Here is a 14140-nt window from a genome sequence, read left to right as displayed (position 1 = left end):
GTTTTGCTGAAACCAGCAGTGAAACGGTAATGGTGAGAAGCGGGCTGCATGGATGCAGGCTCATGAAAGCCGGCAGCGTTCTCAGCTATCGAGTTAATAGGGTGCTTTTGACATTTTTGCCGCTGATGAAGATGCTGCGGCATCTGTCTTTACAGTGCTTAGCATAAGTGAACAATTTGCAGCGTTCTTGCGCCGTGCTGTTTTTTATACTGGGTGGATAAGTATTCTAATAAAAGGCAGAGCAATGAACGTTATACGCATTTTGATTTGGAGCCTGCTGGGCAGTGTTTTCAGCTTGATTTTAACGGCCTGCAGTTCGACAGCGGTTCAGCCGTCTGCGGATGAAATGTCATCAGAAATGCAGGCTGACAGTGAAATGACCCGTGCAGATTTTCCTAGCGCAGCCGCCAGCCGGACTTCAGCCAATTTAAGCAGCAGCGGTATTTTGAATGAACAGCGCCTTGGCACCCAATGGGGCGATGAAATAGCGTCATCCGTCACCGAAGTGAATTTAAAGCGCTTAAGTTCATCTCCCATTGCTGAAACGCAAATCAGCTATGCAGGAAAAACTTTTTCTGGGCGCAGCATCAGCGGCATTTCACTGGCAGCAGGCAAAGTCAGTTTTTCTGTGACCGATGTGCGTGGGCGCAATTTAGCGCTGTACCGGGAAGGGCAGCAGTATTATTTATCGGCCCATGAAGGCCAGAGCTATGTGCTGAAATACAGCAACAGCAGTGCGCAAACTTTTGAGATCGTTGCCAGTGTTGATGGTTTGGATGTCATCAATGGACAGCGCGCATCACGCTATAACAGCGGTTATGTGCTGCGGCCTTACAGCAGTTTGAATATTGAAGGCTTCCGGAAGAGCAATAATGCCGTGGCTTCGTTTACCTTCAGCAAGCCCAAAGATGCTTATGCTGCGCATTCCGCCAGCGGCTCGATTTACAATACCGGTGTGATTGGCACAGCAATGTATGAGCTGAATGCACCGCGCAGTGCGGTGAAGCCCTCAAGCCCATATGCGCCGGCGCCAAATGCGTTCCCGGCAGATTAAGGCCGATGCTATCCGCTGCTGCATAGAGGCATTCAATTCATCAGCCCTTATGGCAGCAAAGAGATGAAGCGCAGCTGAGCGGCGGATATGCCGCTCAGTTTTTTATTTTCCGTACAAGCAGGCGGCATGTCCAGCAACTGCAGTCTGCTTAATCAAATGCCTCAGCATACGACTTCGATGGTGCTGGCGCCGGCGCCCAAAGGCTTCACCTGTATCTGCACTGGAATACGTTCATGCATTTCCTGAATATGCGAAATCAGCACCACTTTACGGCCATGGTTCTGCAGCTGATCCAGCGCATTCATCACCATGTGCAGGCTTGAAGCATCCAGCGTGCCAAAGCCTTCATCAATAAACAGGGATTCAATTTTCATGGAACCTGAGGCCATATTGGCAATCGCCAAAGACAGCGCGAGTGCGGTCAGGAAGGACTCCCCGCCCGACAGTGATGCCACAGAACGGGTTTCACCATCCATATCATGGTCAATAATGGCGAGGCTTAAGGAATGATCCAAGCGTTTCAGGGTGTAGCGCTGAGAGAGCATGGCCAGCTGCTGATTGGCATGTTCCAGCAAAATATCCAAATTATACTGCTGCGCATAATCACGGAATTTTTTGCCGGTGGCATCGCCCATCAGTCCTGAAATTTTGCCCCAGCGGTGTTCTTCCTGCTGCACTTCGGCAATTTGATCGGCAAATTGCTTGTGCTTTTCCAGATTCTGCTGATGCAGTTCCAATTTTAATTTCAGCTGATCACGCTGATCCAGCTGCACCTTGAACGCTTCAGCATTGTGCAAAACCAATTGCTGCAGCTGGACCAATTCCACTTCCGGCTGATGCTGCAGATGTTCTGCCAGCTGTTCCTGCATGGTTTGCAGCGAGGCGTTGGCTTCATTCAGCAGGCGCTCGCTGTTTTGCAATTGCTGGCGGATGTGCTGTTCCTGCGCAGGGCTGACCTGCGCCAGCGCGTCTAAATCCTGCGCTTGAAAATTATCATGCTGCCCCAGCCATTGCTGAATATCGGCAAGCGCTTGCTGCAGGCCGCGCTGATTGTGCTCAAGTTGCGCCTTGAGTTGCGCCAAAGCGCTTTTTTCCAGTTCATATTGATTGCGCAGGGCCTCAAAACTCTGTTTTTGCTGCTGATACTGGCTTTGCGCCTGCTGGCGCTTGGCATCATGCTGCTGCAGCCATTCATTGGCCTTCACATCGTTTAAACCGGTCATTTGCACAATCAATTGATTGGCTGTTTCGGTATTTTGCTGTCCTTTGAGCTTGACCTCATTCAGGCTCTGCGCCGTATCTGCCAGCTGTGTATCGGCATGTTCGATATTCAGCTGCAATGTGCGCAGCTGCTGACTGTGCAGATCGAATTGTTTGGCATGCTGCTCGGCTTGGCCTAGGTGCTGCATGCGCTGCTGCAAGAGGGCATAAACGTGCTGCGCGTGCTGAATGCTGTGCTGCTGCCAGGCTGTTTTTTCAGCCGCTGATAAGCAGTGTTGAATCGGCTGGATCTGCTGCTGCAGCTGGCGGGCGCTTTGCAGCAAATATTCAGCGCGCTGAATGGTTTGAGCAAGCTGCTGCTGGTTTTTGATCCGTTGATCCAGCTGCTGGGTACGCGCTTCAAGCTGTGCAAGTTCAGTCTGGTATTGCTGGGTGATTTGTGCTGCACCCGCTGAAATTTCAGTTTGAGTGTGCTTGAGATTGAGCTGAATCTGGTTTTTTTGCAACTGCTCCTGCAAGACTATTTCTGCGGCAGCGGTTTTATCTGCCGCGGCCTGAAGGGCGGTTTTTTGCTGTTCCAATACCGCGGTCAGCTTGGTTTGCTTCTGCTGCATCAATTGCCAGGCATTAAAGCTGTCCTGTTCTGCGTGCAGCGCCTGCTGTTCCTGCTGCTGCTGCAATTCGAACAGCGCTTTTGAAACGGCCGATTCTTCCGTTTTATAAGGATGGGATGTGCTGCCGCAGACCAGGCAAGCTTCGCCCTCTTTCAGTTCATTGCGCAAATGCTCGGTATTGTCTGCATGCAGCAGGCGCTGCTGCTGCAGAACGTCCTGCAGGTTCAGGCGGGCGTCTTTAGCGGTTTGAAAGGCTTGTTCTGCGGTTAGGGTCTGCGTTTCCAAGTGCTGAACTTGCACAGCAGATTGCGCAATGGCTTCATGCAATGCTTGAGTTTCAGTTTGCCATTCAAAGAGCTGCGCCAGTTTTTGCTGAATCAGTTCGAGCTGATTGCATTGACTGAATTTTTGTTCACGCTGCAGGCGCGTTTGTTCAAGCTGGGCAGTCAGCTGCTCGATGCTGCCGAATTGCTGAATAACATCTTCAAGCTGTTTTTGGTCTGCGCCGAGCTGGGTTTCGGCCTGAGCCTGATTTCCAAGCTGCTGCTCAATCGGCTGATACTGCTGCATGAACTGCGCCAGCTGCTGCAGATGTGCAGACAGGCCTGGGTCTAAACTGGAAAATTGCGCTGTTGCAGATAAATGCTCGGTGATCTTTGCCTGCTGCTGCGTGATGTGCTGCAGCTGCTGCTCAAGCGCTGAGCGCTGTTCCTGCAAGGGCTGTTTGCTTTGTTCTAATTGCGTCAGTTTGGCCTGAATTTTTTTGAAATCGGCGCCAATATATTCACGTTCCTGAATGCACTTGCGCACCTCATTCAGCGCTTCACGGTGAGTGCTTTCAAAATTTTGCAATTCATTTAAAGCTGTTTCCGCTTGGCTGAACTGGGTCTTTACGCTATCAAATTGAGTATTGATCTGCTCGAAAATAGACTGCTGTTTGTGCAATTGCGGCGTCAGCTGCTGCTCTGTTTTCAGCAACTGCTGCTGTTGAAATACAGCAGGGCGGATGCCTGAGAACAGCTCTAAACGGCTGAGATGTTCGCGCTCCGGTGTTAATCCCTGCTGCGCCTTAAGCTGGGTGTCCGCCAGCAGCTGTTTGGCGATAATTTCCTGATCCAGTTTGTGCCTGCGCTCAAACCATTGCTGTTTTTTCTCCAGCTGAAATTTTTCGTTTTCCAGCTGCTGATATAGGCTGCTGGCCTGCTGACACTGCTGAGTGAGCTCATCCGCCTGCTCATCTGACAGCAGTTCAATATGACCGAGCAAGCTCTCCAGTTCTTTACGCTGTGCAGCCACCTGTTTGGTTTTGTCATAAGCCAGCTGGCCGATTTTGCCAAAAATGGATGAATTGGTCAGATATTCCAGCAATTCCCCGCGCTCATTGTCCCGCGCTTTTAAAAAGGCGGTGACTTCGGCCTGCGCCAGCAGCACCGCGCGGGTAAACTGCTCAAAACTCAGCTGGGTAATTTTAAAGATGCCGGCATCCACGGCTTTGGCCTTATCCGCAATCACCACGCCATCGGTCAGGCAGGTCAAATAGCGCTGTACGCTTTGCAGCTTGCCATCGGCTTTTTCACGAGAACGTTTCAGTTCCCAGCGCGCTAAATAATGCTTTTGATCCTGCGCAGTAAAGGTCAATTCGGCGAAACCATGCGCTGTGCCGCGCCGCAGCACGGTCAGCGGCGAGTTGGTCAGCAGTTCAGAACCATCGGCATCAATCAGTTTGCCGTCACTGTCTTTCAGGCGCGGAATTTTATTGAAGAGGGCCAGGCACATGGCGTCTAAAATCGTCGATTTTCCTGCGCCTGTTTTGCCGACAATGGCGATGAGGCCGGCGGAAGCCAAAGGCTCAGATTCAAAATCTATGAAATGCTCACCGGCCAGAGACGCTAAGTTTTTAATGCGGATAGATAAAATTTTCATAGCAAATCCTCAGCTGTCCTGCTCATGTTCCAGTGATTTTTCTGCTTCCTGCACTAAGCTTAAAAAGTCTTTCAGCACAGCATCATCCTCGGCATAGCCTTGCTTTTCCCAAATTTGCTGAAACAGCTTTTCCGGTGTCGGCGGTTCAAGGCTGACCTGCGCAGCATCTTCAGCATTTTTCTCAGAGGTCAGATATTGCCGTGAAATGCGCACCAGGCGGTAACGGCCTTTGGGCAGGGCATCTTCAAACTGCTGGCGCAGATTCGGCTGCGGCGGAATGGCCGTATGGTACTCAATATCGACATATTCACGATGATCAATGACTGCGATTTCACCTTGCGGCAAAGCGTTCAGCTGGGCAAACACATCATTCAGCTCGCCTTTGATTTTATGCAGCTGCACGCTGCGCGGAATCGGCAACGCTTCGCATTGAAAGCGCGATTCTTCGGGCTGCGCAGGATCAATGCTGATGTCCAGCACCTGATGCTTATAGTTGATTTCGCTGAACGATAGCGGAATCGGCGAGCCGCTGTAGCGGATATGGGTTTGCCCGACTTTTTGAGGCTTATGCAAATGCCCCAGCGCCACATAGTCAATCACATCATCAAATAAGGCTGTGGAGAGGGCTTCTTCATTGCCGATAATAGTCGGCCGCTCAGAGTCTGAGGTTTCGCCGCCTTGCATATGCGCATGCGACATCAGAATCAGCGCTTGACCGTCCTGTTTGCGCTGTTTCGCTTCGGCAATCAGCTGCTGATGAATATAGGCAATGACATTTTGGCTATTGGCGGTTTGCTCATTCAAGCCGGTAATTTCAGCAGGGCGCAGGAAAGGCAGGGTCAGGCACCAAGCCGTAATGCTGTTCTGCTCATCATAAATCGGCACCAGCAGGCGGTCTAAATCGATGTGGCCATCAGCATTTTTATGAATCACGCCCACGGTTTTGGCATTGTATTTTTCCAGCAGCGGCTCAACCTGTTCGATCCGGTAGCCGGAGTCATGGTTGCCGGCAATCATCAAAGTCTGCATCTGCGGTGCCAAGCTGTGCGCATCGGCTAAGAACTGGTACAGCTGTTTTTGCGCAGAAGATGCCGGATTGATGACATCAAAAACATCTCCGGCAATCAGCAGCGCATGCGGCTGTTTTTCTTGAATTTGGGTTAACAGCCAAGCCAGAAACTGTTCGTGTTCATACTGACGGGAATGATTGTAAAAAAACTGCCCCAAATGCCAATCCGATGTATGAAAAAAACGTACAGTCATGTGAACTCAAAAGAATGAAATGCCCTGCATAACTTAGCATAATTTCATTCATGAAACCCGAGGCAACTGATCTATGCGACAGCAATTGTCGTAAAAAGCAGATTTATCTCAACAGCTTATAGGTAGCAGCATCTGCTGATCCATTTTCATCGTCTGCATCAGTACTGCCTTTTGCCTCTCGACAGATTTTTGCCGCTTTGCCCGGCGCATGCTGTTGGGGTATGACGTGGCAAAGGTCCGCGGCTGGGGCTGAGCAAGGCGCTGCAGCGATCTCCTGAACCTCATAATATTATTGTCCTTGAACCTAGACTGGGTTCGGCAGCCCTATAAACCGCATAAAATGAATAATATGCTGAATCCTGCAAATTACAGCTTTTTGCTGATTCCGTCATTGTTATCGCTGAATTTTACTGAGCATGCTCATCCGCTTGCACCAGTCCAAAAGTATTGTGATCCGGATCTAAAAAATAGCCTTGCCAGCAGCGGCCGGGGATGGCGAATTTTTCCATGGCGACTTGGCCGCCGGCCGAAAGAATTTTTTCAGCCATGACATCAAAATCATCAACTTCAAAAGAACAGGTAAAGGCATTGGTGCCGCAATGGGTGGGCGGAACGGGGGCTGGACGGGCCAATAAGCCGCCGTGCATGCTGGGCGTTTCAATTTGATAGTACTCAATAGGCAAGCCTTCGACTTTGCTGAAGGTCCAGTCAAAAACCTGCTGATAGAAGGCAGCTTCCCGTGCTGGATTGGAGGATTGAATTTCGAAGTAATTGAGCTGGTTCATGGAGAACTCCGGACATTGGATTGTTGTTGTTTTAGTTCTATTTTAGAGAGGCTGATCGTACAGTTTTATCATTAAGCGCTGCCGCTTTGAATGCTTTTTTGTATTGAAAAATTAAACAGCTTATTGAGCCAACCTATTGATGAAAATGCGGCCGCTTATATTCTATTTTTTGCTGAGTTTGTTTTTACAATTCCTTTATTTATTCATCACATGATGATTGCTTACGTGGAATGAAAAAGGTGAAATGGAAAATGGAGCTGAAAATTTTAAATGTCCAGATCAAATTGGAGTGGAAGATTTTATCAATGCGGGTTTTATTCTGTTTATGGTTTTAACTGTGTTCTGTTTGGTGTTTTATGAAAATGAAGTTTTAAGTCTGACATTATTTTCGCTAAAACATTTTTTATGATCAGAGAATATTTTGTCAGATGTTCCCAGTCTTGCAATTGGCTGATTTAGCAGTGAAAAATCCATTTTGATAAAAAACATTTATAAATCAATTATTTTGATATTTTTATCTGCGGCGGTGAACTGACAGTCAGCCCCAAATATAAAAAATGTTTCAATTTATTGATTTTTTATGCGAAAAATATACAAACTTTAAAAAATCATTAACTTTGAAATTAGATTTAGATAATGGAATATCCATAAGGGGGCATAAGTGATTCATAATGAAAGTGATAGTTTCCAAAAAAAATGCAGAAAAACCATTAATTTGATTTCAGGCCATCCTTCCGAGATGCGGGCTGAATTAAAACAATATTTTTTGGAGACATTTAATACTTATGAATCCTTATTTAAATGCCTCAGCCAGGAGGATGCCTTTTATAAAAAGCCGATCAACTTAAGGCATCCTTTGATTTTTTATTATGGCCATACGGCTGCGTTTTATATCAATAAGCTGAATCTGGCCAAAGTCATTGATTATCGGGTCAATAAGCCATTTGAAGCTATTTTTGCTGTTGGCGTCGATGAGATGAGCTGGGATGATTTAGATGACAATCATTATGAATGGCCATCCGTCCGCGCTGTGCAGGAGTACCGTGATCAGGTGAAAGCGGTGATTTTAAATTTGCTGGATGATTATCCGCTCACTCTGCCGATTGATTGGGAGAATCCTTGGTGGGCATTCATTATGGGCATTGAACATGAGCTGATTCATCTGGAAACATCCTCCGTTTTAATTCGCCAGCATCAGCTGCAATATGTGCAAAATCATGGAGCATGGCAACCGGCAATTGAATATTCCGAAGCGCCAGAAAACCAATTGATTCATGTTGAAAGCGGAACGGTTCAGCACGCAAAGGATACATCCGATCAATATTATGGCTGGGACAATGAATATGGCCAGCACGAAAGCGCAGTCTCGGCATTTAAAGCCTCGCAGTGCTTAGTCAGCAATCATGAGTTCTTGGGCTTTGTGCAGGCTGGCGGTTATGAAAAATTGGAGTTTTGGGAAGCCGAGGGACATGACTGGCTGATGTTTGCAAAAGCTGCGCATCCAGAATTTTGGGTTTTGCAAGACGGGCAATGGCATTTAAGGCTCATGACGCAAGAGGTTCCGATGCCATGGAGCTGGCCAGTCGAGGTGAATTACCATGAAGCCAAAGCTTTCTGCAATTGGAAAAAGCACGAAACAGGTCAGAATTATCGGCTGCCGACAGAAGATGAATGGTACCGCCTATATTCGGTTTCAGGGATGTCAGAGGATGCGGATGCGAATATTCAGCTGAAATACCATGCTTCCAGTTGCGCGGTAAATCAATTTCAGCATGGCGATTTTTTTGATATTCAGGGGAATGTCTGGCAATGGACAGAAACGGCAATCTACCCCTATGAACAGTTTGCCGTGCATCCTATTTATGATGATTTCAGCACGCCGACCTTTGACAGCAAGCACAATTTAATCAAAGGCGGATCTTGGATTTCCTGCGGCAATGAAGCGCTGGCGTCATCCAGATATGCGTTTCGGCGCCACTTTTTCCAGCATGCCGGTTTCCGCTATGTCGTGTCGAATGATCAGATTCAGCACGGGCAATCCTATTATGAAACGGATACGCTGGTTTCTCAGTATTTGGATTTTCATTTTGGCCCAGCGCATTTTGCTGTCAATAATTTTGCGGCAGCACTGGTCGAAATGGTTAAAGATAAATTTACCGATCAAAAAAATATGAAAGCATTGGATATCGGCTGCGCGACAGGGCGGGCATCGTTTGATCTATCCAAATATTTTGACAGTGTCTTGGGGATTGATTTTTCAGCCCGGTTTATCCGTTATAGCGCTGAGCTGCAAAAAGGCGAAACGGTTTATTATAAGATGCCTTATGAAGGCAATATTGTCACTTATGAAAGCTGCAGCTTAAAAAATTTTGATTTTTATCCGCATCGAGACAAAGTTGAATTTATGCAGGGAGATGCCTGCAACCTTAAACAGAATTTAAAAGATTTTGATTTTGTGCTGGCTTCTAATTTAATCGACCGGCTGCACGACCCGAAAGCCTTTTTGATGTCTTTAAAGCGCCTGGTTAAATTGGGCGGCTATGTGTTGATTGCATCGCCTTATACTTGGGATGAAGCCTATACCCCAATGGAAAATTGGCTGGGCGGCATTAAAAAATTAGGTGAAAACTTTACGGCGCTGGAAGGATTGCATGAAATTTTAGACGGGGATTTCCAGCTGGAACAGCCGCCGATAGACGTTCCGTTTGTGATTAAAGAAACAAACCGGAAATTTCAGCACACTGTTTCTCAGGCGACGCTGTGGAAAAGAATTCAGTGAATTTAAGCATGCATCGGCCGGATAAAGATTGATGGAAATTGCAGCGCATTGCGGGGGAAAACAGCTTGGAAGCGCCTTTTTAGAAAAATATCAGCAGGCTTATCAATATTGGGCTGAGGCGAATCAAAAAGTAGAAAAACTGAAGCAGCTTAATCCATATCTGGTGGATTTAACGATTAGGGAAACGGCTGCAAGCACGGCGATGGGGCATACCTTAGAAACGAAAATTGAACTTTTAAAGCAGATGCAGGCGTTCGGCTTTCAATATATTTTATTGGGGGCTTTGAATTATGCGTATTCAGAGATGCTGGAAGTGGATGATTATTTTCTGATGCATATATCGCAGCAGCAGTACGATAAGCGCAGCTTTTATGCCTTTACCTCGATGGGGCGGACAGCAGGGGCCGTATTTTGCCCTGATCCGTCCATGCTGAAATTGCACAAGTACGGCATTCCAAATACTTTTTTAGAAATTGCATTGTGTGATGACTATTTTATCCTGAATGAACAGCAGAGGCGGCGCTACCTCGATGATTTGGTTGAAAGCATTTATTGGATTCAGCAGGCAAATGCACCAGGCGCGAGCAAGGTGATGATTAATATCGTGGATGGCTGTGATGCTTTTTTGCAGGATCCGCAAGCAGTCTGCGAGGTTTTGAATACGCTGTCTCAGCATCCGATTGAAGGGGTGAGCATTGAGGATTCGCGTGGCACTTTTATGCATTTCCAAATTGGCGCTTTTGTCTCGATGGCGCGGATATTTATGCCCGCGCCGCTGAAAATTCTGGTTCATCTGCATAGCGGCAACGGCTGTGAAAATGCTGGCGTTCTCGAAGCCTTGCTGCAAGGCGCTGACGGGGTATGGGGAGGCCTGCCGAAACAGGCGGCAACGCATGGCCATGCATCGCTTGCAGAATTATTGGCGAATTTAATGCGCATCAACAACCCGCATATTGCCCGGCAATATCAAATGAAACGGCTGCTGCCTGTTCTGCGCGATGTGGAAAAACGCTTGGTCAATGATGAATTGCTGGATCACAATGCATCAATCATCGGCAAAAATGCGTATACCTTGCATTTGTCGGTATTTGAACAGCATCCTCATCGGCCGATGGATTTGCCGCCGGAGCGCATTGGCGGCAAATATTCATACCGCATCTGCCCTGTGGTAAGCGATACGCAGGTGATACGGCAAAGGCTGCATGATGTGTTTGGCGCTGCGGAAATTGAGCTGTCTGAAACCATGCTGATCAGAATGATTGGACAGATGAGAAAAGACCTCAATGAGGGTGTTGCCTTGAATTATGATCAGCCGGAGGTGCTCAAAATGCTGTTTCACAAAATAAAAGACCAGCGATTCGAGTGATGATAAATCGCTGGTCAAAAAATCTATTTCAAATTTAAGTTTGAGCTGCTGTTCAAAAACTTAAGCTTGAAAAGAAACTTATTGCTTTATGAAAGGTCACCGAAAACATTGCGGATGCCAGAACAAATCATTCGGTTGCTACAGACCTTGTACCCTATATAACGCCTGCGGTTACAGATTGGTTGACAATAAAATGAAAAAAAATTCATTTTTTTTTATACTGGCTGTATCTTTTTTATTGGCCATCATTCAAATGCCGCTAAAACGTTATTTTATAATATTTTTTCTCATTTGCTTGGCGCTGACCTGCATTTGCGGCGTATTGGCTGCCTTAATGCCCGTAGGTGTCGGCGGCATTTTAACGGCTGTTCCGTATATTGCGGCCATGATCTGGGTGCTGTTTCATTTTCTGAAGCGCAATCAGCGCGCACCGGATCAAGCTGAACGCAAACGCTTGACCTTGGGCTACACCCTGATTTTCTGGGGCTACAACATTGCTTTTCAAATTATTGGCGTGGCTGTTTTTGCGGTTAAAGACCCAGACATTTGGCAGAATTTTCTGCTGTATTTGCAGCAGCCGCAATTTATCAGCATTGTGCTGATCATGGCCTTGCTGCTGGCGATCCCGCTGTATGCGCTGACTTACTGGTTTTATGGACCGCAGGCGAAACGCATGTCGCTCAAAATGTTTGGACACGAATAAGTACTTGAATAAGAATAAATCCTATTTTATAGATAGGATAAATATTGCTAGCAATGAGATGACTTCCATGCATAAAGAGCAGGTGCTGATTACAGGCGCAAGCGGGTTTATCGGCACGCGGTTGACTGAATATTTGCTGTCGCAGGATTATGCTGTGATCGGTTTAAGCCGGAAAAAGAATCTGGTTTCACGCCATCCCGATATGCAGTGGATCAGCCAGCTGGATGAGCTGAAAAGCGACCAGATTGATTATGTCATCAATTTAGCGGGTGAAAGCATTGGTCAAGGCCGCTGGACCGCAGACCGCAAACGGCAATTGATTCAAAGCCGGGTGCAGAGCACTGAAAATCTGTACCGCTATTTAGAACGGCGCCAGATTGTGCCGAAATGCATTATTTCAGGTTCCGCGATTGGCTATTACGGCATTGATCCAGAAGAAAAATGGCCAAATGCCTGTACTGAAGATTCGCTGCCGCAGCAGATTTTCCAGTCGGAAATGTGCCAGCAATGGGAAGAAAGCGCACGGCAATTCACCAATCAAAACACCAAAATTATTCGCCTTGGCATCGTGCTGTCTGCTAAAGGCGGCATTTTGCCGCAAATGCTCCGTCCCATCCGGACTAATTTAGCCGGCCGAATAGGCCACGGCCGGCAGCCTGTGGTGTGGGTGCATATCCGCGATGTATTGCGGGCCATTGAATTCCTGATGACGCAGCCATTGGACGCCGCGGTATTTAATCTCACTGCGCCAGAACGGGGCAATCAGGCCGAGTTTGCTTCTATCGCAGCGCGGCAGCTGAAAAAATGCCCTGTGCTGTCCGTGCCGGCCTGGGTGATGAAGCTGATGCTCGGCGAACAGTCTCAGCTGGTGCTGAATGGCCAGTATGTCAAGCCGAAAGCGCTGCAAGAGGCTGGATTTGAGTTTAAGTTTCCAACGTTAAAAGAAGCGCTGGCTGATTTATTGGGCTAAAGGGAAGAAGCCAAGGCTCTGGCTGACCCATAAGACCAGGCTGTGCTGAATAAACCAGGTACGGTATTTCTCCCTTCGGCATGGGCTGCGGGGCTTGTTGCCTGCCATGCCGAAAGGGGGGGGCTGGTTTTTTTAGATGGTTTTTTAAATAGATTTTCAGATAGTTTTGTCAGATGATTTTTGGGTTTTATGCATCCTTTAACGCACTTTAAGCCGTTGCCACCGCATGGGATAACAGCCGCATTGGAGCATAAGCTGCCGCATCCGCGATGAGAGGCTGCTGCAGCATCAGCTGGCGCAGCAATTGTGCAGAAGCTGGCCCCATGCAGAGGCCGTTGCGGTAATGTCCGAAATTGGCCCAAAGATTGTTCAAATTCGGCATTTTGCCGATATAGGGCACGCCGCTCGGCGAGCTAGGACGCAGGCCGGCCCATTGCTGCACAACGGGAAAATTCTCAAGTTCCGGCACCATCGCCACACTGGCTTGATATATATCCTGCTGGGTTTGCGCGGATGGCCGTTTATCAAAGCCGGCATGCTTCATGCTGGAGCCGCAGACAATATGTCCGTCCTGACGCGGAATTAAATACATCACATTGTTCATGCACATGGTCGGCAGCCAGTTTTCCGGTGTTTTAAACAGCAGCATTTGCCCTTGCACAGGTTCTACAGGAATGCTGAGCTGCAGCTGTTCTGACCAATGTTCTGACCATGCGCCGGTCGCAATCACAAATTCATCCGCTTCAAAGCGCTGGCCATTGGCCGCACGGATGGCGCAAATCCGCTGATGCTGGATGTCAAAATGGTCGATCCATGTATTTTCACAAAACTGCACTTTAGGATGCTGTTTGAGATAGGCAATGATGGATTTCAGCAAGCGGGGATTGCGCACATTGGCTATTTGCGGAAAGTAAATCGCATCAGTCAGCTGTTCAGAGACTCTGGGATTAATCAGTTCCAGCTGTTCCTGCTGCAAATATTCGCATTGCTGCATAGGTTCTTGATGCTTTTCGGCATAGTTCAGGCCCGTTTCGAAGTCATCTTGATCGAAAATCAGCATGCCTGTTTCATGAATCTCAAAATCAATGCCGGACACTGGCAATAATTTTGTATTCCAAGATTGATACAGCGCTTTGCCGTGCTTGGCGAGATCATTGACGGCTTGCGGATAGCGCCATGGATACATGGGGGAGAGAATGCCGCCGCCGGCCCATGACGCGGCTTTGCCTGCGGATTGCTGATCAAAAATACTGACCGAGCAGCCTTGCTCAAGCAGTTCCAGTGCAGACAGCAAGCCGCTGATTCCTGCACCAATAATGGCGATATGCATCTGTTTGAACCTATTTTTTCAGGTTTAAATATATTTAGAATGACGAAATTTCAAAGTGTGCGCTTGGTATTGCCTAAAAACACTTGCAGTCGCAAACATAGGCAAATTGTCAACAGCCCCTCATTGTTCCTG

9 protein-coding genes are annotated in these 14140 nt (G+C 47.7%); 5 read left to right on the top strand and 4 right to left on the bottom strand.

Annotated features, from left to right (window positions below; genetic code table 11):
• The first annotated feature begins 244 nt into the window (after positions 1-244).
• Entirely contained in the window at positions 245-1054 is an 810-nt protein-coding gene (locus ACE3T3_RS13405) for a hypothetical protein (RefSeq protein ID WP_374667734.1), read from the top strand.
• A 161-nt stretch (positions 1055-1215) separates the two neighbouring features.
• Here the strand turns inward: ACE3T3_RS13405 and ACE3T3_RS13400 are convergent, their stop codons facing one another.
• The 3 genes from ACE3T3_RS13400 to ACE3T3_RS13390 form a co-directional block, all read right to left on the bottom strand.
• Positions 1216-4812 carry an AAA family ATPase gene (locus tag ACE3T3_RS13400; RefSeq protein ID WP_374667732.1) on the bottom strand — a complete coding sequence of 1199 codons (3597 nt, stop codon included), beginning with the start codon at positions 4810-4812 and terminating at the stop codon, positions 1216-1218.
• Positions 4813-4821: 9 nt separating this feature from the next.
• Complete coding sequence (locus ACE3T3_RS13395; protein ID WP_374667730.1) at positions 4822-6075, bottom strand: exonuclease SbcCD subunit D C-terminal domain-containing protein; 1254 nt, start codon at positions 6073-6075, stop codon at positions 4822-4824.
• A 407-nt stretch (positions 6076-6482) separates the two neighbouring features.
• Complete coding sequence (locus ACE3T3_RS13390; RefSeq protein WP_374667728.1) at positions 6483-6860, bottom strand: VOC family protein; 378 nt, start codon at positions 6858-6860, stop codon at positions 6483-6485.
• Positions 6861-7521: 661 nt separating this feature from the next.
• Here ACE3T3_RS13390 and ovoA point away from each other — a divergent pair.
• The 4 genes from ovoA (at position 7522) to ACE3T3_RS13370 (ending at position 12678) form a co-directional block, all read left to right on the top strand.
• The gene (ovoA, locus tag ACE3T3_RS13385; protein ID WP_374667726.1) at positions 7522-9639 is read left to right on the top strand and encodes a 5-histidylcysteine sulfoxide synthase; all 2118 of its coding nucleotides are present in this window, start codon (positions 7522-7524) and stop codon (positions 9637-9639) included.
• A 31-nt stretch (positions 9640-9670) separates the two neighbouring features.
• Entirely contained in the window at positions 9671-11005 is a 1335-nt protein-coding gene (locus ACE3T3_RS13380) for a hypothetical protein (protein ID WP_374667724.1), read from the top strand.
• 253 nt (positions 11006-11258) lie between these two features.
• A complete protein-coding gene (locus tag ACE3T3_RS13375) occupies positions 11259-11708 on the top strand; it encodes an ABZJ_00895 family protein (protein WP_374667722.1) in 450 nt (149 codons plus the stop codon).
• Between the two features lie 67 nt (positions 11709-11775).
• On the top strand, positions 11776-12678 hold the full coding sequence (locus ACE3T3_RS13370; protein ID WP_374667719.1) for a TIGR01777 family oxidoreductase: 903 nt from the start codon (positions 11776-11778) through the stop codon (positions 12676-12678).
• A 208-nt stretch (positions 12679-12886) separates the two neighbouring features.
• Here ACE3T3_RS13370 and thiO read toward each other — a convergent pair whose 3' ends face one another.
• Positions 12887-14008: a glycine oxidase ThiO gene (gene thiO / locus ACE3T3_RS13365; RefSeq protein WP_374667717.1), complete on the bottom strand. Its 1122-nt coding sequence runs from the start codon at positions 14006-14008 to the stop codon at positions 12887-12889.
• Positions 14009-14140 lie beyond the last annotated feature (132 nt).

This window comes from Acinetobacter sp., from assembly GCF_041919735.1.
GTDB lineage: Bacteria > Pseudomonadota > Gammaproteobacteria > Pseudomonadales > Moraxellaceae > Acinetobacter.
This window is presented reverse-complemented; position numbering and strand designations above follow the sequence as displayed.